At 40.9% G+C, this 22266-nt stretch carries 13 protein-coding genes and 2 pseudogenes; 4 read left to right on the top strand and 11 right to left on the bottom strand.

All coding sequences use genetic code 11. From position 1 onward, the window contains the following. Positions 1–14: 14 nt before the first annotated feature. On the bottom strand, positions 15–3581 hold the full coding sequence (gene rpoB / locus EHW89_RS01000; RefSeq protein ID WP_106101063.1) for a DNA-directed RNA polymerase subunit beta: 3567 nt from the start codon (positions 3579–3581) through the stop codon (positions 15–17). A gap of 297 nt (positions 3582–3878) precedes the next feature. Next, complete coding sequence (gene pbp1b / locus EHW89_RS00995) at positions 3879–6218, bottom strand: penicillin-binding protein PBP1B (protein ID WP_126466433.1); 2340 nt, start codon at positions 6216–6218, stop codon at positions 3879–3881. Positions 6219–6401: 183 nt separating this feature from the next. Here pbp1b and tyrS point away from each other — a divergent pair, with 183 nt between their 5' ends. Beyond that, positions 6402–7658 carry a tyrosine--tRNA ligase gene (tyrS, locus tag EHW89_RS00990; protein ID WP_049517023.1) on the top strand — a complete coding sequence of 419 codons (1257 nt, stop codon included), beginning with the start codon at positions 6402–6404 and terminating at the stop codon, positions 7656–7658. Between the two features lie 244 nt (positions 7659–7902). Further along, positions 7903–8739 (top strand): putative RNA methyltransferase, encoded by an 837-nt coding sequence (locus EHW89_RS00985; protein ID WP_126466432.1) that lies wholly within the window; start codon positions 7903–7905, stop codon positions 8737–8739. A gap of 56 nt (positions 8740–8795) precedes the next feature. On the opposite strand, the gene EHW89_RS00980 is transcribed toward EHW89_RS00985, so the two are convergent. The 8 genes and pseudogenes from EHW89_RS00980 to EHW89_RS00945 all read right to left on the bottom strand — a co-directional run bounded on the left by EHW89_RS00980 (position 8796) and on the right by EHW89_RS00945 (position 16748). Then, positions 8796–9476, bottom strand: coding sequence for a rhomboid family intramembrane serine protease (locus EHW89_RS00980; protein ID WP_126466431.1), 681 nt, complete (start codon positions 9474–9476; stop codon positions 8796–8798). Continuing rightward, positions 9469–9996 (bottom strand): 5-formyltetrahydrofolate cyclo-ligase, encoded by a 528-nt coding sequence (locus EHW89_RS00975; RefSeq protein ID WP_126466430.1) that lies wholly within the window; start codon positions 9994–9996, stop codon positions 9469–9471. Before EHW89_RS00975 ends, EHW89_RS00980 begins: the two co-directional genes overlap by 8 nt. A 44-nt stretch (positions 9997–10040) precedes the next feature. Beyond that, entirely contained in the window at positions 10041–11171 is a 1131-nt protein-coding gene (locus tag EHW89_RS00970; RefSeq protein WP_126466429.1) for an N-acetyldiaminopimelate deacetylase, read from the bottom strand. A gap of 12 nt (positions 11172–11183) precedes the next feature. Continuing rightward, entirely contained in the window at positions 11184–11882 is a 699-nt protein-coding gene (gene dapD / locus EHW89_RS00965; RefSeq protein WP_126466428.1) for a 2,3,4,5-tetrahydropyridine-2,6-dicarboxylate N-acetyltransferase, read from the bottom strand. A gap of 262 nt (positions 11883–12144) precedes the next feature. Beyond that, positions 12145–13602, bottom strand: a complete 1458-nt coding sequence (gene gltX / locus EHW89_RS00960) for a glutamate--tRNA ligase (RefSeq protein WP_126466427.1) — start codon at positions 13600–13602, stop codon at positions 12145–12147. Positions 13603–13809: 207 nt separating this feature from the next. After that, the gene (gene radA / locus EHW89_RS00955) at positions 13810–15207 is read right to left on the bottom strand and encodes a DNA repair protein RadA (RefSeq protein ID WP_126468029.1); all 1398 of its coding nucleotides are present in this window, start codon (positions 15205–15207) and stop codon (positions 13810–13812) included. Further along, the gene (locus EHW89_RS00950; RefSeq protein WP_049507000.1) at positions 15188–15631 is read right to left on the bottom strand and encodes a dUTP diphosphatase; all 444 of its coding nucleotides are present in this window, start codon (positions 15629–15631) and stop codon (positions 15188–15190) included. Before EHW89_RS00950 ends, radA begins: the two co-directional genes overlap by 20 nt. Before the next feature lie 93 nt (positions 15632–15724). Further along, positions 15725–16748, bottom strand: a pseudogene (locus EHW89_RS00945) (S66 family peptidase). A gap of 331 nt (positions 16749–17079) precedes the next feature. Between EHW89_RS00945 and EHW89_RS00935 the strand changes: the two are divergent. Further along, positions 17080–18281, top strand: a pseudogene (locus tag EHW89_RS00935) (IS110 family transposase). A gap of 264 nt (positions 18282–18545) precedes the next feature. On the opposite strand, the gene dinB reads toward EHW89_RS00935, so the two are convergent. Then, the gene (dinB, locus tag EHW89_RS00930) at positions 18546–19613 is read right to left on the bottom strand and encodes a DNA polymerase IV (protein WP_126468027.1); all 1068 of its coding nucleotides are present in this window, start codon (positions 19611–19613) and stop codon (positions 18546–18548) included. Positions 19614–19862: 249 nt separating this feature from the next. Between dinB and pflB the strand changes: the two genes are divergently transcribed. Beyond that, positions 19863–22178 (top strand): formate C-acetyltransferase, encoded by a 2316-nt coding sequence (gene pflB, locus EHW89_RS00925; protein ID WP_126466426.1) that lies wholly within the window; start codon positions 19863–19865, stop codon positions 22176–22178. The last annotated feature ends 88 nt before the right edge of the window (positions 22179–22266 follow it).

Below are 22266 nucleotides of genomic sequence, written 5' to 3'. Positions count from 1 at the left end.
TATTGAATCAGTTCTTATTCTTTCCCTTCAGCATCAAAAGCGGCTTTTGCTTCTTGTGCTGCTTTTTCACGTGCTTTTTCAAGATCGTCTACATGAATCACATCATCATCCATGCCTTCATCCAAGTCACGAAGTTCGACTTCATTGTCGTCTTCATCAAGGACACGCATGTCAAGACCAAGTGATTGCAATTCTTTTACAAGGACACGGAAGGATTCTGGAACACCTGGTTTTGGAATTGGCTTACCTTTGGTAATGGCTTCATAAGCTCTCAAACGACCATTGATGTCATCTGACTTGTAAGTCAAGATTTCTTGAAGGACGTTAGAAGCACCGTAGGCTTCAAGAGCCCAAACTTCCATTTCTCCAAAACGTTGTCCACCAAACTGCGCTTTACCACCAAGAGGTTGTTGCGTAACGGTTGAATAAGGACCAACGGAACGGGCATGGAGCTTATCATCAACCATGTGGTGGAGTTTGATCATGTACATGACACCAACGGACACACGGTTATCAAACGGTTCGCCAGTACGTCCATCATAAAGGATTGTCTTAGCATCGCTATCCATACCTGCTTCACGAACGGTTTCCCAAAGATCATCTGAGCTAGCCCCGTCAAAGACTGGCGTTGCAATGTGGATACCAAGGTTACGAGCAGCCATACCGAGGTGCAGTTCCATAACTTGTCCGATATTCATACGTGACGGCACCCCAAGAGGATTCAACATGATATCAACTGGTGTTCCGTCTGGAAGATACGGCATATCCTCAACTGGAACAATGCGGGAAACAACCCCTTTGTTTCCGTGGCGTCCAGCCATCTTATCCCCAACACGGATTTTCCGTTTTTGAGCGATGTAAACACGTACCAACATGTTGACACCGGATTGTAATTCATCACCGTTTGCACGAGTAAAGATTTTCACATCACGGACAACACCTGCACCACCATGTGGTACACGAAGGGAGGTATCACGTACTTCACGAGATTTATCACCGAAGATTGCATGAAGCAGGCGTTCTTCAGCAGATAAGTCTTTTTCACCTTTCGGTGTTACTTTACCGACAAGAATGTCGCCTTCTTTTACCTCAGCACCAATGCGGATAATTCCCATTTCGTCAAGGTCTCTCAAAGCATCTTCACCGACGTTTGGAATTTCACGCGTAATTTCTTCAGGTCCAAGCTTTGTATCACGTGTTTCTGATTCAAATTCTTCCAAGTGAACAGATGTGTAAACATCGTCTTTCACTAAACGTTCACTCATAATAACGGCATCTTCAAAGTTGTAACCTTCCCATGTCATATAAGCAACGATTGGATTTTGTCCAAGTGCCATTTCACCTTTTTCCATCGAAGGTCCGTCTGCGATAAAGTCACCTTTTTCAACTGTATCGCCAACTTTTACCAGCGTACGTTGGTTGTAAGAAGTACCAGAGTTTGAACGGCGGAATTTCGTAATATGATAGACATCAAGGGAACCGTCTTCACGACGAACTTCAACTTTGGCTGCATCAGAATAGACAACTTTACCGTCGTGTTGTGCAATAATCGCCGCACCAGAGTCGTGAGCTGCTTGGTATTCCATACCAGTACCAACATATGGTGCATGCGGATCAATCAACGGTACCGCCTGACGTTGCATGTTGGCACCCATGAGAGCACGGTTTGAGTCGTCATTTTCAAGGAACGGAATACATGCTGTCGCAACCGCAACTACCTGCTTAGGTGATACATCCATGAAATCCACTTGATCTGAAGGAAATTCTTGGTTGTTCCCTTGGTGACGTCCCATGACAATCGCTTCTGCAAAACGACCATCTTCTGTTAATTTAGAATTTGCTTGCGCTACGATAAATTCATCTTCTTCGTCCGCTGTCAGCCAAACGATTTCATTGGTGACCAGACCTGTTTCACGATCCACTTTACGATACGGCGTTTGGATAAAGCCATATTTATTCAAGTGCCCATAAGAAGACAAGTTATTGATCAAACCAATGTTTGGTCCTTCAGGTGTTTCAATTGGACACATACGTCCATAGTGGGTGTAGTGCACGTCACGCACTTCATATCCAGCACGGTCACGAGTCAAACCACCAGGTCCCAAGGCTGACAAACGGCGTTTGTGAGACAATTCAGACAGTGGGTTGTGTTGGTCCATGAACTGAGACAATTGAGATGAACCAAAGAATTCTTTAATCGCTGCTGTGACTGGGCGGATATTGATGATTTGTTGCGGTGTCAACACTTCATTATCTTGCACACTCATGCGCTCGCGAACATTACGCTCCATACGAGACAATCCAAGACGTACTTGGTTAGCAAGCAATTCACCAACGGCACGAATCCGACGATTTCCCAAGTGGTCAATATCATCCACACGACCAAGTCCTTCAGCGAGGTTCAAGAAGTAATTCATCTCAGCCAAAATATCTGCTGGCGTAATCGTATGAACTCGATCTCCTGGGTTGGCATTACCAATAATAGTCACCACGCGATCTGGATCAGTTGGCGCCACCACTTTGAATTTTTGAAGAACGACTGGATCCGTTAATACAGCTGCATCATTTGGAATATAAGTAATTTTATTCAAATCACCGTCCAAGTATTCTGCAATGCTATCAATGACACTACGTGTCATAACAGTTCCAGCTTCAACCAAGATTTCACCTGTTTCTGGATCTACCAAAGGCTCCGCAATCGTTTGATTTAACAAACGTGTTTTAATGTTTAATTTTTTATTGATTTTATAACGACCAACTGCCGCCAAGTCGTAACGATGTGGATCAAAGAAACGAGCGACCAATAGACTACGTGAGCTATCAGCTGTTTTAGGCTCACCTGGACGAAGACGTTCATAGATTTCTTTAAGCGCTTCATCGGTACGTGAATCCATTGGATTTTTATGAATATCCTTTTCAATCGTGTTGCGAACGAGATCGCTGTCGCCGAAAATGTCAAAGATTTCATCATCGCCAGAAAAACCAAGCGCACGAACAAGTGTCGTAAACGGAATCTTACGGGTACGGTCAATCCGAGTATAAGCAATATCTTTTGAGTCTGTTTCCAGCTCTAACCAAGCTCCACGGTTAGGAATGACAGTTGAACCATAACCAACTTTACCATTTTTGTCTACTTTATCGTTGAAGTAAACACCTGGAGAACGAACGAGCTGAGATACGATAATCCGCTCACCACCATTGATAATGAAAGTTCCCATTTCTGTCATGATTGGGAAATCGCCAAAGAACACTTCTTGGGTTTTGATTTCACCAGTTTCTTTATTAATCAAACGGAAAGTCACAAAAATAGGTGCAGAATAGCTGGCATCATGGATACGTGCTTCTTCTAAAGTGTATTTAGATTCTTTAATTTCATAACCAACAAACTCTAGCTCCATTGTATCTGTAAAGTTTGAGATAGGAAGTACATCTTCAAATACTTCTTTCAAACCATGGTCAAGAAAATCTTTGAATGAATCTGTCTGGATTTCAATCAAATTTGGTAAATCAAGAACTTCCTTGATTCTTGAAAAACTACGACGAGTACGGTGTTTCCCGTATTGAACTTCATGTCCTGCCAAGTTTTTTACTCCTTCTTCTTTCTACATTCTCTATTACATGATAGAGTAGCAATTTTCATTTGTCCTTTGTAAGTAATTTTCAGAATCTTTAAGTTTTGATAACAAACCACAAAAATCCTAAAAATAGGCACAAAAAGAGCAGCTAAATCTGACTCTAAAAGTATGATTTAACTGCTGTAAGCTTTATATGGACAATATTTCAAATAAAGCAGACGACAAATTATTAGTAATATTATACCTTATTTAACTCTGCTTTTCAAGTTTTTTACTTATGAAAGTGTTTTTATTTACCTTTATTTAGCGTCCGCCTAAAAGTGCTGCCCAAGCTTTTTGATAATCACTATCTGTACCACCGATTCCAAATTTATAGGTGGTCATCGGAGCACCGTTTTTTGCCCAGTAACTAGTAACTGTCTGTCCGGTCAGGTTCATACTGCGACCATTGACTGTTACTGTGCCAGCTCGTTCACCCGTTGCTTTAAGAACATTGGACTTAATAACACTAGAATCTAGGTTGAACTTATCACCAACTCCCCAGAGACTTGGGTCGGCTTGATAAATTGCATTTACTAGTTGAGCCATATACTGCGCATTATTATTGTAACCCGTCAAAGCTGCCATTGAAGCATTATTGTCATGACCAATCCAACCACCTAACGTTAATTTAGGAGTGGATACCATGAGCCACATGTCACCATTACTGTTAGTCGTACCCGTTTTACCAATCCAATCAGCACTAGCTAAACCGCTATTAATCTGCGTTAAACGAGATTTGAAGGTCGTCGTAGCACCCGAACTCAATACCCCACGCATAAGACTTTGCATAATCGTCGCCGTTGCCTTAGAGTAAACCTGAACAGGTTTTGCTTTGTGTTCATAGACAACTTTCCCGTTTTTTGTCGTAATCTTTTCAATCATATAGCGCTCTTGGTATGCCCCATTATTGGCTAAAGTTTGGAAACCATTGGTGTGTTGGGCGACAGATACTTCAATACCTCCTCCCATTGGCAGACTTTCAATATCATAATTTTCAATTTGATAGCCCATTTTCTCCATGTACCCTTGGACATTAACTCCTTTGTCACGAAGCAATTTATAGGTCCAATAAGCTGGAATGTTCCAAGAAGTATTCAAAGCTTCCTGCAAGTCCATCATGGCTGTACCACGGCTATCTACGTGCATAATCGGCTCACCGCTAGAGAAATTTGCAGGGTAGTTAGACAGCATGCTGGCACTTCCCATAAGCCCTTGGTCTATGGCAATACCATAGGCTAAAATCGGCTTAATGGTTGAGCCTGGTGAGCGCTCTGTATCAAATGCATGGTTGTTCTGGTTAGAAGCATAATCACGTCCTCCCACAAACCCCAAAATAGCTCCTGTGCGATTATCCATGAGGACATTTCCAGCTTCGACTGCACCTGTTCCATCATCTAAGACACTACCAAAATTAGCTACTGCATTTTGCATTGCATTATGCACATTCTTATTAATAGTTGTGGTGACAGTGTAGCCGCCTTCACTCAACTCTTTCGCAGCTAGTTCTCTGTAAGCTTTCACTGTTGCATCATTTTTCAACTCTTGCTGTGAAACATTGTCACGTTTGATTAAGTAATCATACATTGCTTTTTGAGCTTCTTTCATAGCAACGTAATATAGATAGTCATGTGTTCTTGCTGAAGTCGTATCACTTGGTAAAAAGTCTCGTTTTAAATCATAATCTTTATACAATTGGTACTCGTTTTTACTAATCGCACCTGTTCGGTACATATTGTAAATAACATTTTTCGCACGATTGAGACCAAAAGTCATATCTTTAGCACTTTTCAGGCTACCATCAGCTGCATAAGGAGAGTAAACAATCGGACTTTGTGGTAAACCGGCAATAAAAGCTGCTTGAGGAATTGTCAATTTGCTGGCAGGAACTCCAAAAATTCCTTGTGCAGCTTCTTCCACACCAGCAATATTTTGCCCTTTGTTATTTCTCCCAAACGGTGCCACATTCAAATAAGTCGTTAAAATATCGTCTTTGCTCATGTAGCGTTCTAAAGCCAGCGCATCAATGATTTCTGATGCTTTACGACTAAAGGTTGGAGCATCGCCAACAACTTGTTGCTTGATTAACTGTTGAGTTAAGGTAGAACCTCCACTTGAGGAACCAATCCCTGCAACAGAGCCTAGCGTCGCCCGCAAAACAGCTTTTGTGACAACCCCATTGTGCTTCCGAAAATTCTCATCTTCTGTCGCAATGACTGCTTTTTTCACATTGTCAGAAATATCTTTACTCTTAATTGGCACTCGCAACAAATCACTATCAATGGCTGAAATGGAGCTGCCATCAGCATATTTTAATTCAGAAATGGTTGAAATATCTTGAATTTTTTTGATGAGCTCTTCTTTTTTAGGAGTTTCAACCTTGTCAAAGATTCGTGCACCATATCCTAATGCAATGCCTCCACCAAACAAGCAACCTAAAAAAACAAATACAAAAAAGACATTTGATAATAATTTCAGAGTACGAAGGACAGTCTCGCCAACACTCCAAAGTGTCCAGCTTTCTTTTTCATTTTTGCTAGGACGATCTGTTTGAAAAAAATTCTCAAACAATCGTTTGATCTTTTCAAAAACTTGTTTACTCATTCTTTCTCCTTGAACGTTCTCTGCCTATTATAGCAAATTTATGAAACTTCTGACAACAGGAAAGGCAATCCTTGGCTAGAATCATTGTTTTTTAAAAATTATTTTTGCAATTTTACTACATTCTAATGGCTGTTTGTGATACAATGTTACAATAACTAGAAATTTTATAAAGGAGAGACAGACATGCACATTTTTGATGAGCTAAAAGAACGTGGTTTGGTTTTTCAAACAACTGACGAAGAAGCGTTGCGCAAAGCCTTAGCGGAAGGAAATGTTAGTTTTTATTCTGGATATGATCCAACAGCTGACAGCCTGCACCTCGGTCATCTTGTACCAATCCTTGTCATGAAACATTTACAGTTGGCAGGTCACAAACCCTACGCTCTCGTCGGCGGTGCAACTGGCTTAATTGGCGATCCATCATTTAAAGATACAGAGCGGAGTTTACAAACAAAAGACACAGTTGAGGGCTGGGTACGAAGCATTCAAGCGCAAGTATCTCGTTTTCTTGATTTTGAAAATGGTGATAACAAGGCTGAAATGGTCAACAACTACGACTGGTTCTCTGATATTAGCTTTATTGACTTTCTGCGCGATGTCGGAAAATATTTCACCGTCAACTACATGATGAGTAAAGAATCCGTAAAAAAACGAATTGAAACAGGGATTTCTTATACCGAGTTTGCTTACCAAATCATGCAAGGCTATGACTTTTTTGAGCTAAATCGCCAATACGGTGTCACTTTACAAATCGGTGGTTCTGACCAATGGGGCAATATGACTGCTGGTACTGAATTGCTTCGTCGGAAGGCAGACAAAACAGCTCACGTTATTACAGTGCCCCTTATCACAGACGCAACCGGTAAGAAATTTGGTAAGTCAGAAGGCAACGCTGTATGGCTCAATGCTGATAAAACCAGTCCTTACGAAATGTACCAATTCTGGATGAATGTCATGGACGCTGATGCCGTTCGTTTCCTTAAAATTTTCACTCTTCTTCCGCTTGATGAAATCGAAGAAATCGGAAAACAATTTGAAGCAGCTCCACATGAACGTTTGGCACAAAAAATCTTAGCGCGAGAAGTCGTTACACTCGTGCACGGTGAAAAAGCCTACAAAGAAGCACTCAATATCACCGAGCAGCTTTTTGCCGGAAATATCAAAAATCTTTCTGTCAAAGAGCTGAAACAAGGACTTCGCGGCGTACCAAATTATCAAGTGAAAGCAGATGATAATCTCAATATCGTAGAACTTTTGGTAACGGCTGGCGTTGTCAACTCTAAACGCCAAGCGCGTGAAGATGTCCAAAACGGCGCTATTTATATCAATGGTGAACGCATTCAAGACCTTGACTACAGATTAACGGACGCTGATAAATTAGAAAACGAACTAACTGTTATTCGTCGTGGTAAGAAAAAATATTTTGTTTTGACTTACTAAAATAGGAAAGAGAGCAATCAACTACTACATCGTTGGTTTATTGCGCTATATACTTTGAAGCTGGAGACTTTTCGCTCCAGCTTCTTTTCATTCTCACTAGCAAAAAGCATATTGTCATAGTGCTTGTTTTAGCTCCAACCGCTTTAAAAGTGTGGTTCATTTTAAAATTCCCTTTCTTTATCTACTTGTCAAAGCATTTCTCACATGTTACACTAGACATAGAAATTGATGAAAGAGAAAACGCATGAAACCCAAACTTAAACGCTTTGAAACAGCTAAGCTTTTTTCTTGCCCTTTTTGTCAGCAAGCCTTGTTTTTAGCAGAAAATAGTCTCAAATGCAAAAATAAGCATTCCTTCGACTTGGCAAAGTTTGGCTATGTCAACTTGGCTCCACAGGTGAAGCAATCAAAAGACTACGATAAATCCAACTTTCAAAATCGACAATTGATTCTCGAAGCAGGATTTTACCAGCCAATTTTGAAGAAATTACTAGAAATTTTATCATCTTTACCACAACATGGTAATCTGCTGGACATTGGTTGCGGAGAAGGCTATTATGCTCGAAATTTGCAAGCACAATTACCAGATAAACATATCTATGCATTCGATTTGTCAAAAGAGTCTATTCAACTAGCAGCCAAAAGTGACCACAGCCTGACGGTAAATTGGTTTGTTGGAGATCTGGCGCACATCCCTATTCAAGATGCTAGCATGGATATGATTTTAGACATCTTCTCTCCTGCCAATTACCAAGAATTTCAGCGCGTCTTGCAGAAAAACGGCTTGCTCATTAAGGTTATTCCTAGCAGCCAACACTTGCAAGAAATTCGTAGTATCGTTGCCGAGCAATTAACAAACACAAATTATTTCAATCACAAAATCATTGAGCATTTTGAAGAAGCCTTTACCATTACAAATTCTTATGACGTTGCAGCTACTTTCAACTTGAGAGAAAACGAAAAAGCGGCACTTCTTCATATGACACCGCTTCTTTTTAATATTGACATTGATAAAATAGATTGGTCACCATTAACTGACATCACGATTGCTGCAAAGATTTTAGTTGGTCAACAAATATAAAGCAAAAAGAGGTTAGATAGATTGCTGCGAGATACAGCAGTCTATCTAACCTCTTTTTATATGCTTCGATTAAAAGCTAACCAAATCATTCCCAAAGCTAAAACAATATAAGCAATCAACGCCAATAACCGTTGCCCCACTTGATAAGCTCTTCTTTCCCCACGGACTGGAAAAATAACCGCACACAAAGCGCCTCCGACTGCACCACCTAAGTGTCCTGCCAGACTAATTCCCGGTGTCAAACTCAACACTAAGTTCATAACCAGAAGAACTAAGTACGATTGACCGAGTTGCTGAATGTAAGGATTTCGCACCGCATAGCGCAAAGTAATAATAGCACCAAAAATCCCAAACAAAGATGTAGAGGCACCTGCAGCCACAGCACTTGAAGTGAAAAAGAAGACAAAGACATTTCCTAAAATACCAGACATCAGATAAAGAAACAGAAAATTCCACGAGCCAAAAATATCCTCAGCTTGTCGTCCGATAAAATACAGCGTAATCATATTCATCACAAAATGCTCCAAGCCGATATGAACAAAAATCGCCGATACCAAGCGCCAAATCTGACTTGGAAAATATTGGATTGTTCGACCATTCATTGCCCCAAATTCATAAATCGTTTGGGTACTAGCATAATTAAAGCCACGCAACAGAAACATTGCTAGGAAAACTCCTGTCGTGATAAGCAACAATAAGCTCGTTACTGGATAACGTTTATCATAAATTTTATTCACAAATCAATACCTCCTGAACGGGAATATCACAATCATCTGGTTGAAAATCAACTAACTGGTAAGGATAAATTGTACTTACTGTCATCCCTTTAAAATCAGCCAAATAGCGGTCATAATAGCCACCTCCATAGCCAATACGATAGCCTTTTTTGTTAAAAGCAACACCCGGAACATGTATCAAATCAATATGAGATTTTTCCACCGTTCGTTCACTTCTTGGTTCCCAGATACCAAAAACAGTCAATTCCAAGTCATTTGGATTATAATCTACAAAAGTCATGCGCCCTTGGGGATAAGTCTTAGGGACCAAAACCCGCTTGCCATCTGCTTGAGCCTGCCTGATGAAAATCCTTGTATCAAACTCGTGTGGCAAAGATAAATAAGTAGCAACTGTTCTAGCTTGTTGATAAGCAGAAGATTCCAGCAAGTACTGAGTGAGCAAAGCATCTCTCTGCTGTTTTACTATCAATTCCTGCTCTTTCATTTTCCTGACTATAGTTTTGCGCAAATCTGCCTTCATTTATCTTCTCCTCGATCAGAAATATTATCAACATTCCCAGTCCATCATTCATTAACTTTTGCACTTAAAAACTTCCCAAATTTTTCAATAGCAAAAGGCAAGGCTGCTTCATCTGGCGCCATTTTAGGATGATGAAGTGCATAAGGACTATCAATCCCCAGCCAGAACATCACACCCTTGACTTTACTGAGCAGATAACCAAAGTCCTCACCGGTCATTGCGGGTGAAATATCAATCATATGCACATCACTCTCTTTTTGGAAAAAGTTCATACATTGAGCAGCTAATTCAGGATGATTTTCCACAGGAAGATAACCACCTTGTTTCAGCTCCAAATCAAGCTCTACACCAAAAGACTGGGCTACTCCTTCAGCGATTTCCCGCAGGCGTTTTTGAGTGAGCAAATTCATCTCCTGCGTCAATGTTCGAATGGTTCCGTGCAGAAAGGCAGTTTCAGCAATCACATTATTCGTTGTTCCAGCATGGAATTCACCAAAGGTGACGACAGCTCCTTCAATCGGATCTACATTGCGACTCACAATGGTCTGAACCTGAGTGATAAAATAGCTAGCTGCTACCAAAGCGTCATTAGCATTATGTGGAAATGCAGCATGACCACCCTTGCCCTTAAAAATTAATTTAACTTCACAAGTCCCTGCAAAAAGTGTACTAGTATTCGTAGCAATATCTCCTACCTTGAGGTCAGGTCGCACATGAAGCCCATAAAATTCATCTGGCAACCAATCGCCAAAGGCTCCATCTTCATACATCAGCATACCCCCAGCTTCATTTTCCTCAGCTGGCTGGAAAAGAAAAAGTAGATTATTCTTAGGCTGCTCAGTAGTTAATTTCTCCAACAAACCCAGAGCGATTGTCATGTGCATATCATGCCCACAGGCATGCATACGTCCCTCATGTTGACTAGCAAAGGCAAACCCTGTCTCCTCAACAATCGGCAAACCGTCAATATCTGTCCGCCAGCCAATTGTCTTAGTAGGTGTACTCCCTTTGATAAAGACTAAAATTCCCGTACGCCAAGTCCGAATCTCAACGAAATCCAAGCCAGCAGTCAACTCATCAATCACTCGCATCAGATAGGCATGAGTCTTATACTCTTCCAGTCCAATCTCCGGAATTTGATGCAAGTCTCGGCGAATTTTTTGATAATCAATCATACATTTCCCTCTTTAAAGCGTCCGAAGAACGTCTTCCAATGCTGTTTTCTGCTGGGTTTGTTCATCAATTTTCTTAATCACACGCGCTGGCACACCAGCTACAACAACATTTTCTGGCACATCCTTCGTCACAATAGCCCCTGCAGCGACGACAGAACCATTGCCAATCTGCACTCCTTCAATAACGACAGCATTGGCCCCTATCAAGACATTGTCCCCCACTCGGACAGGATCTGCGCTGGCAGGCTCAATGACACCGGCAAGAACAGTCCCAGCACCCACGTGGCTGTTTTTTCCAACAATAGCTCGACCACCCAAAACGGCTCCCATATCAATCATCGTTCCAGCACCAATTTCAGCTCCGATATTGATAACAGCTCCCATCATAATCACAGCATTATCACCGATTTCCACCTGGTCGCGGATAATAGCGCCTGGCTCAATCCGAGCATTGACCTCACGCTTGTCTAACAGCGGCACGGCAGAGTTTCGGGCATCCTGCTCCACCACATAGGTTTTATTCTCTTCTAGATTAACCAAAAGAGGTTTAATTTCTTCCCAGTCACCAAATAGAACATTGCTCAATTTGACAACAGAATTCGGCACTTCGCCCGCTAGTTTTCCTTCAAAAGTCACTTTTACATTTGTCTTTTTCTTAGCATCCGCTATAAACTGAATAATTTCCTGTGCGGTCATTTTAGTAGCTGGCATAAGCATTCCTCACTTTGATCTAGTATTAAGGGTTATTATAACATAAAATCAAGCATTTCATAATATGAAAGCAAAAGAGAGTGGGACAGAAATCAGTAGTTTCGTAGAAACTTGATTTCTGTCCCATCTCCGCACGATTGAGTAGGGCTGTAAAAGTTGATTTATCAACGTATTAGAGTCCACTCAACCACTGCGTCTTATAATTCTAACTATATAAAACAAAGGAAGCTGGGCACTTTGGTCTCAGCTTCTTTCGTTAAATTTATTGGATGTTCTTCAACATATTTTCGATGTGCTCAATGGATTTTTCACGTCCAAGCAGGTAGATGGTGTCTGGTAATTCTGGACCGTGCATCTCGCCTGAAACAGCAATACGAATTGGCATAAAGAGGTTCTTTCCCTTGATACCCGTTTCTTTTTGTACTGCCTTGATTTGCGGGAAGATATTTTCTGACTTGAAGTCTTCATCACTCATAGCTTCCAATTTTTCTTTAAAGGCTTTCAAAACCGTTGGTACCGTTTCGCCTGCCATAAACTCTTTTTCTTCTGCCGTTAGCTCTGGAAAATCTTCAAAGAAAAGGTCTGTGAGCGGTACAATTTCATCTACAGATTTCATTTGTGGCTTATAGAGTTCAACCAACTTTTCAGCTTTGTTAGTCAAACGACCAGCCGCTTCCAAGTAAGGTTTCGCCATCTCAAAAATGGTTTCAAAATCCGCATTTTTAATGTATTCATTGCTCATCCAGTCTAATTTCTTTTGGTCAAAAGCAGCCGGAGACTTGCTGAGACGATGTTCATCAAAGAGTTGGATCAATTCTTCACGAGAGAAGATTTCATTTTCATCGCCAGGATTCCAGCCAAGGAGGGCAATAAAGTTGAAGACGGCTTCAGGCAGGTAGCCTTTCTTACGGTAATCTTCGATAAATTGAAGCGTGTTTGTATCACGTTTGGACAATTTCTTACCCGTTTCGGAGTTAATAATCAAGGTCATGTGACCAAATTGTGGCGCTTCCCAACCGAGCGCTTCGTACACCATGAGCTGCTTAGGGGTATTGGCAATGTGGTCATCCCCACGAATAACATGGGAAATTTTCATTAGGTGATCATCTACCACCACCGCAAAATTATAGGTCGGATAGCCATCTTTTTTCTGGATAACCCAATCACCACCAATGTTACCACCTTCAAATTCAATCTCACCTTTGACAAGATCGTTCCACTTGTAAATACCAGATTCATTGACCACAAGACGGACTGTTGGAACAATGCCTGCTGCTTCACGCTCTGCGATATAAGCTGCTTTTTCATCTTCAGACATTCCCAGATATTCATTGATGTAACGAGGTGTTTCTCCAGCAGCTTCCTGACGCTCACGCTCTGCTGCCAGCTCTTCCTCCGTCACATATGATTTGTAAGCCAAGCCTTTTTCAAGTAACTCATTGATATAGCTTTGGTAAATGTCCAAGCGTTCAGACTGGCGATATTTTTCATGCGTTTCTGGGCTCTCATCCCAATCAATTCCTAACCAACGCAGATTTTCCAACTGCGAACGTTCCCCGTCTTCCACATGACGTTTACGGTCAGTATCTTCAATCCGAATGATAAAAGTTCCGCCGTAGTGACGAGCGTAAAGATAATTAAAGAGCGCAGTCCGCGCATTCCCAATGTGTAACAGTCCCGTTGGACTTGGTGCATAACGCACACGAATTTGATTCGCCAATTGTATGTCTCCTAATTTTTATCTTATATTTTCAACAGGAAAAACCTGTTTTTATTTCAAACGTTACTATTATACCACATAGTTGTCGAAAAGAAATAACAGAAACGATGAAACTTTATTATTCTTCCAATCATTTACAGAATTTCCTTAGCAATGTAGAAGCCACCGTCTGTCTCACCTATCAATTCACTGCTCAGTTACACTGACTTACCCAAACACCTTCTTCAACACTTCACCAATCGTTGTTACATCAATAACTTCAATAGTTTCGGGAATGTTCAATCCGTTCAGAGAGTTTTTAGGAGCGTAAACTTTGGTGAAGCCCAGCTTAGCAGCTTCATTGATACGCTGCTCAATGCGATTGACACGGCGGATTTCGCCCGTCAGACCGATTTCACCAATAAAACATTCTTGTGGATTCGTTGGCAAATCTTTATAACTCGAAGCAATTGCAACGGCAACAGCTAAGTCAATAGCTGGCTCATCTAATTTGACACCGCCTGCTGACTTGAGGTAGGCATCTTGATTTTGCAATAATAACCCTGCTCGCTTTTCCAAAACAGCCATAATCAGACTAGCACGATTGAAATCCAATCCTGTCGTTGTCCGCTTGGCATTGCCAAACATGGTCGGTGTCACCAAAGCCTGTACTTCCGCAAGGATTGGACGCGTCCCCTCCATAGTCACCACGATAGAAGAGCCTGTTGCCCCATCTAAACGCTCCTCTAAGAAAACCTGACTAGGATTGAGCACTTCAACCAGCCCACCTGACTGCATCTCAAAAATGCCGATTTCATTCGTAGAGCCGAAGCGATTTTTGACCGCCCGCAAAATACGAAAAGTATGCTGTCGCTCACCTTCAAAATAAAGTACCGTATCCACCATGTGTTCCAAGGTTCTAGGTCCAGCCAGCGTTCCTTCCTTGGTCATATGGCCCACGATAAAGGTGGCAATATTGTTGGTTTTTGCCAACTGCATCAGCTCCGCTGTCACTTCTCGGACTTGTGAAACCGACCCTTGCACGCTGGAAATTTCTGGCGAAATAATCGTCTGAATAGAGTCTATAATCAAGAAATCTGGCTTAATTTTTTCAATCTCAGCACGAATCTGATGCATATTGGTCTCGGCATAAAGATAAAACTCACTGTCAATATCGCCTAATCGCTCCGCACGCAACTTAATCTGCTCAGCAGACTCTTCCCCACTGACATACAATACCGTTCCCTTGTGAGAGAGTTGGGTCGAAACCTGCAATAAAAGGGTAGATTTCCCAATACCGGGATCTCCTCCGATTAGAACTAAACTTCCTGGCACCACGCCGCCACCCAAGACGCGGTTAAACTCATCCATATCTGTCTTGGTACGGTTGACATTGATAGAAGTCACCTCCGCTAACTTCATCGGGCGACTTTTTTCACCCGTCAGCGAAACACGCGCATTCTTAACCTCTGTAACTTCGACTTCTTCAACAAAGGACGACCAAGCACCACAATTCGGACAACGCCCCAGATACTTGGGCGAATGGTATTCACAATTTTGACAAACAAATGTCGTTTTTTTCTTGGCTATGATAGATTCCTCTTTCTTAATGCCCAGTACTTCCAAAACCACCTGTCCGTACACCGTCTGCTTCATCATTATCAGTAAGCAAAAATGGTGCAAAGACAGCTTGAACGATACGATCTTCTTCTTCTAAAACCACTTCTTGATCTGTAATGTTCTGCATTTGCGCAAAAATGTGCCCTTCATTTCCCGAATTGCCATAGTAATCCCCGTCAATAACGCCCACAGAGTTAATCAAAACTAATCCTTTTTTACGTGGATTAGAGGAACGATCATAAAGATAAAGCACCTCACCAGCCTGCATATAGGCCTTGACACCTGTCGGCACCAACTTAATCTCTTTTGGCGCAATCACTGTACGCTCTGCCACTTTTAAGTCATAACCAGCCGCATGAGCCGTCTCACGCTTTGGCAGTAAATTTTTATTTTTAAAGCTTGAAACAAGCTCAAAACCACGAATTCGCATATTTTTCTCTTTTCTACATTTGCTTCCCCTATTATACTAAATTCGTAAACAACACGCAAAATGCAGGTCATTCTTCAACCTGCACTTTTGAAGTTATTTCAGTTCATTCAAAAATCGAATGACTTGCTCGTTGGCATCCACCTCAGCTTTCACTCCAAAAGGAACAATTGCTCTTGGGGTAGCATGTCCAACATTTAAGTTATATAAAATAGGAATATCTGTATCAATGACATCAAGCAGGATTTGTTTATATTCTCCATAATAAGTTTCATCCATTGGTTTTCCGACAAGAATCCCATTTAAAACAGAAAAAATCCCTGTCGCCTTTAAGGCTTCTAGCATTTTTCGATATAAAATTGGTTCTGGTTTTTCCTCACTGGTTTCCAACAAAAGAATTTTTCCTTCCCACTCTGAAAGACTGGGAAATAGCTGATAGTGAGCACACAGTTCAATCGTATCCTCATGTCTTGTATTATCAAATATCTGATAAAGCGACTCCAAACAGCCTCCTAAAATTTCCCCTTCAAATGTTGCTTTTCCTTTCAGCAATTCAAATCCCTGATTTTCATGACGAGTCCGCTTCGTTCCTAAGGCTTTTTCACTAAAATCTGTCCTTTCATCATACCAGACATTACTCGATCTGATTTCTGAGATAGTTCCTGTTCCAATCAGTTCCTTAAAATATGAAAGCGTATAAGGCAGCATTTCTTCCTCTAACTCACAAACATCAGCAAGAAATGACTGACCATAAAAAGTCTTCACTCCCAACTTATGGAGCATGAGGTGATTCATAGTAGTGTCTGAAAAGCCTAAAAATACTTTCTGATTCACAACCTTTTTTAATTGGTTATCTTCAAAGCAATCGATACGTATCATCTCCACCAATAGCACATAAAATCATATCAATTGAAGGATCTTCAAAAGCTTGAATCAAATCTTGCGCTCTTGATTTAGGATGGTCTTTCAGATAATCCATTCCCTTTTGTGCATGCTCTAAAAACGTCACTTCAAGTCCCAAGTCTTTCAAGCGCTTCAATCCCAGCTCAAACTCATGTCTAACGAAACTTTCTCCTATAATCCCGCTTGATAAACTGACAATTCCTACTTTCTTTATCATCTAATCTCCTCCCTTACTGATAATTTGAATCATTATATCACAAAATACAATCAACTAAAATGCTAAATGACCAATATTCACAAAACAAAACATACTAAGATTAGTAGTGAGGAAATCTCCGACGGGAGATGGTACTCACTTCTTTTTCTTTATGTTAAAGTAGAGGTGTCTTGTTAAGTCGAGGGTCTTTTTGACGCTAGACGTCGTACACAAAACTGGCAAGACACCTGTTTTAGGAAGAATGTTATCAAAGTATGTGGGACGTTCAACGTCGAGTATTGAAAATAACATCACTAAAACAAGGAATCATTCAAGACAAAGAGGTAATTTCATGAGAGTTGTTTTCGGAATTGATGTGAGCAAGGCAAGCTCAGAGGTAGCGATTTTAGTGAATGGGGAGAAAGTTCATGGCTACACCATGTCCAACGATACCATTGGATTTGCACGTCTCTTGAGCGATTTAAAAACCGTTCAACACCCTGAAATCATCTTTGAGGCGACTGGGGTCTATTCACGGCGCCTTTAGGCATTTCTTGAGGAAAATGGCTATGCTTATACACGGCTCAATCCTCTGGAAGCCAAGAAACAACTAGACAACTTGCGTGTCCGTAAAACAGATAAAATCGATGCAGAGAAGTTAGCACAGTCACAATTTATCTTGAACCGTAAACCGACCTATATTCAAGAGGAGGTTTATCAAGACTTGCGAGATTTGAGTCGCTTCTATCAAAATCTGACAGAGGATACCGTTCGTACTAAGAACCGCTTCACAAAGTACTGCAAGTGACCTTCCCAGAAATAGAGTCTATTTTATCAGCGCCAACAGGTGAACAATACTGGTAGCTGGTGAGGGCATTCCCAAGTAAAGCTTTCGTCTTAGACTTGTCTGAGGAGGACTTAGCTGAAATCATTCACCAATCCACTTCAAAGCGGATTTCTGATAAACGAGTGGAGTATCTCGTTGATAAACTGATTGGGTTAGCCAAACAGTCTTATTGTGCTACCAAGAAAACCTCTCCAATGATCGAAGAGGTTCGTTACTATGCTCAGGAACTGGTTAGACTTTCTGACCGTAGACAAGCTGTGCTGGATGAGATGGTGAAATCGACCCAGCCCCTACCAGAGTACAAGATTCTCCTCTCCATCCCTGGTATCGCTGAAACAACAGCCACCTCTATCATAGGCGAATTAGGAGATATTCGCCGTTTTCAGTCTGCCAATCAAATCAACGCCTTTATTGGAATTGATCTCAGACACTACGAATCTGGAAACTTTCTGGCTTAAGAACACATCACCAAACGGGGCAATCCTCATGCCAGAAAAATTCTCTTCAAGACCATTCACAACATTGCTTCGGTCAGTCATACCAAGCCCTATCATATTGCGGACTTTTATGAGAAACGAAAAAGACAATCGCAGACGACTTCAACTAAGCCTCATACGATTGCCTCAATGCATCGCCTCATAAAGACAATGTATTACCTCATTACGCATAACAAACTTTACGATTACACTTTAACCCAAAATCATTAAAGCCGTCTATGCATTATCATTGTAACACCTTACAAAAAATTTCGCTAGGTATGATGTTGATTTTGTGTACTCTTTTTTAGCCAAAAATCACTCAACACAAGACCACTGCTTGATGAAAACAACATTTTTGAAAATTAAAACTTCAAAAAAACTTGATATACTTGACGAATGGTAGAAAAATAACTCCATAATCTCTGCAGTGGTGTTACCCACTACAGAAATTATAGAACCAAAAAAGTTTGGAACTCCCCATCCCAAACTTTTTTACATCCCAAATCCTGTTACTGTCACTCCTAAAAGACGCACACCTTTTGTCTGCTCGTCCAAGCTATCATAAATCTCATGTGCAATGCGCTCAATCTGCTCCGCATCTTGCGTTCTTGTCGCTAAGCTATGCCTTTTTGTCAATGTTGAAAAATCCGCATAGCGAATCTTCAGAACAATCGTCCTACCAGATTTTCCATGCTTTTTTAAACTACGAGCTACCTTTTGTGATAAAAGGGTCAGCTCCTTTTTTATGTCGTCTTCGTTATGGAGCAATTTCCCATAAGTTCTTTCCTTGCCGATAGACTTACGAATACGGTTGACTTTTACTGGTGAATTGCTGATTCCTCTTGCTTTGCGATAAAGGTCAAATCCAAATCGACCAAACAAGTCAATCAAGGTCATCTCAGGAATTTCTAATAAATCTGCTCCTGTATAAACGTCCATATCATGCAGCTTTTCCACCGTCTTTTTTCCAACACCGTAAAACTTTGCCACATCCATTTGAGAGAGAAAGGCTTCTGCTTCTTCTGGCAAAATAACCGTCAAACCGTGAGGTTTTTCATAGTCACTAGCTATTTTTGCCAAAAATTTATTGTAGGACACACCAGCAGAACTGGTCAAATGAAGCTCTGTCCATATCTCACGCTGGATTAGCTTGGCTATCTTGACAGCAGATTTCATACCCAGCTTATTTTTGGTTACGTCCAGATAGGCTTCATCAATACTGATTGGCTCAATCACATCTGTATATCGTTTAAAAATGGCTCGAATTTGCTGACTGACTGCCTGATATTTCTCATAATTTCCCGAAATGAAAATCGCCTGTGGACAACGCTCATAAGCTTCTTTGGAGCTCATGGCTGAGTGAACACCAAAAGCTCGTGCCTCATAGCTACAGGTAGAAACGACTCCCCGCCCACCTGTTTGTCTGGGGTCATTCCCAATGATGACAGGTTTACCCTTTAACTTAGGATTATCTCTGATTTCCACCGAAGCAAAAAAGGCATCCATATCAATGTGAATGATTTTCCGAGATGTATCATTGATTAAGGGAAAAATTAACATCAATACAGCTCCTTTCTTGACTCTTTTCTTTCCTCCATTATACAATTTTTATCATTTTTTCCAAAATATTTGAAAATATGCTGATTTTTTCAAAAATATAATACAATTTACGCTGATTTTTTAATCTGTATTATAAAAGAAAGTACTTTTATGACCAGATTCCATTTGTGGAAACGATTACTATATGATATACTTATTTTATAAATGTAACAGATTTGTGTTACTAGAAAGATACAAGAGGAAAAAAACATGGTTGTTAAAACTGTTGTCGAAGCACAGGATATTTTTGACAAAGCCTGGGAAGGCTTCAAAGGGGAAGATTGGCGCGAAAAAGCTAGCGTATCTCGTTTTGTACAGGCAAACTACACTCCTTATGACGGAGATGAAAGTTTCTTAGCTGGTCCAACTGAACGCTCTCTTCACATTAAAAAAATTATCGAAGATACAAAAGCACATTATGAAGAAACACGTTTCCCAATGGATACACGTGCTACTTCAATCGCTGATATTCCAGCTGGATATATTGACAAAGATAATGAATTGATTTATGGTATCCAAAACGATGAGCTGTTCAAACTCAACTTCATGCCAAAAGGTGGTATCCGTATGGCGGAAACCGCTTTGAAGGAACATGGCTATGAACCAGATCCTAAGATGCATGAAATCTTCACAAAATACGTAACAACTGTAAATGACGGTATTTTCCGTGCCTACACAACAAATATCCGTCGTGCACGTCACGCACACACTGTAACAGGTTTGCCAGATGCTTATTCACGTGGACGTATCATTGGTGTTTACGCACGTCTTGCTCTTTACGGTGCAGATTACTTGATGGCAGAAAAAGTCGAAGATTGGAATGCTTTGACAGACATTGATGAAGAAACTATTCGTCTTCGCGAAGAAGTCAACCTTCAATACCAATCATTGAAAGAAGTTGTCCGCCTGGGTGACCTTTACGGACTTGATGTTCGTAGACCTGCAATGAATGTAAAAGAAGCTATCCAATGGGTGAATATCGCTTTCATGGCTGTCTGCCGTGTCGTAAATGGTGCTGCTACTTCTCTTGGACGTGTGCCAATCGTTCTTGACATTTATGCAGAACGCGACCTTGCTCGTGGTACTTTCACAGAATCAGAGATCCAAGAATTTGTTGATGACTTCGTCTTGAAACTTCGTACTGTAAAATTTGCTCGTACAAAAGCATACGATCAACTCTACTCAGGTGACCCAACCTTCATCACAACGTCTATGGCAGGTATGGGAAATGATGGTCGTCACCGTGTGACAAAAATGGACTACCGTTTCTTGAATACACTTGACAATATCGGTAACTCACCAGAGCCAAACTTGACAGTTCTCTGGACTGACAAACTTCCTTACTCATTCCGTCATTACTGCATGCACATGAGTCACAAACACTCTTCTATCCAATACGAAGGTGTAACAACAATGGCGAAAGATGGCTATGGTGAAATGAGCTGTATCTCTTGCTGTGTGTCACCACTTGACCCAGAAAATGAAGAACAACGCCATAACATCCAATACTTCGGTGCTCGTGTAAACGTATTAAAAGCTCTTCTTACAGGTCTTAACGGTGGTTACGATGATGTTCATAAAGATTACAAAGTATTTGATATTGACCCTATCCGCGACGAAGTACTTGAATTTGAATCTGTTAAGGCAAACTTTGAAAAATCACTTGATTGGTTGACAGACACTTATGTAGATGCTTTGAACATCATTCACTACATGACAGACAAGTACAACTACGAAGCTGTTCAAATGGCCTTCTTACCAACCCATCAACGTGCTAATATGGGATTTGGTATCTGTGGATTTGCCAATACAGTTGATACATTGTCAGCTATTAAGTATGCGACAGTCAAACCAATCCGTGACGAAAATGGTTATATCTACGACTACGAAACTACTGGCGAATATCCACGTTGGGGTGAAGACGATCCTCGCTCAAACGAATTGGCCGAATGGCTGATTGAAGCCTACACAACTCGTCTTCGTAGCCACAGACTTTACAAGAACGCTGAAGCAACTGTATCACTCTTGACGATCACTTCCAACGTTGCTTACTCTAAACAAACTGGTAACTCACCGGTCCACAAAGGGGTATACCTCAACGAAGATGGTTCAGTGAACTTATCTAAATTAGAATTCTTCTCACCAGGTGCGAACCCATCTAACAAAGCTCGTGGTGGTTGGTTGCAAAACCTCAACTCACTAGCCAGCCTTGACTTTGGCTATGCAGCAGATGGTATCTCTCTCACTACACAAGTTTCACCTCGTGCTCTTGGTAAGACTCGTGAAGAACAAGTGGATAACTTGGTCACAATTCTTGACGGTTACTTTGAAAATGGAGGACAACACGTCAACTTGAACGTTATGGATCTTAAAGATGTCTATGATAAGATTATGAATGGTGAAGATGTTATCGTTCGTATCTCAGGTTACTGTGTCAATACCAAATACCTTACTAAAGAACAAAAAACTGAATTGACTCAACGTGTCTTCCACGAAGTGCTTTCAATGGATGATGCCCTTAGCTAATTCAATTCTATTCTCAAAAACCAGTTGGAAATTCCAGCTGGTTTTCTTCTTTTTTATGCTATAATAGAGGTATTGTTAGTTAAAAGAA

It is taken from the genome of Streptococcus periodonticum, from assembly GCF_003963555.1.
Classification (GTDB): Bacteria; Bacillota; Bacilli; order Lactobacillales; family Streptococcaceae; genus Streptococcus; species Streptococcus anginosus.
This window is presented reverse-complemented; position numbering and strand designations above follow the sequence as displayed.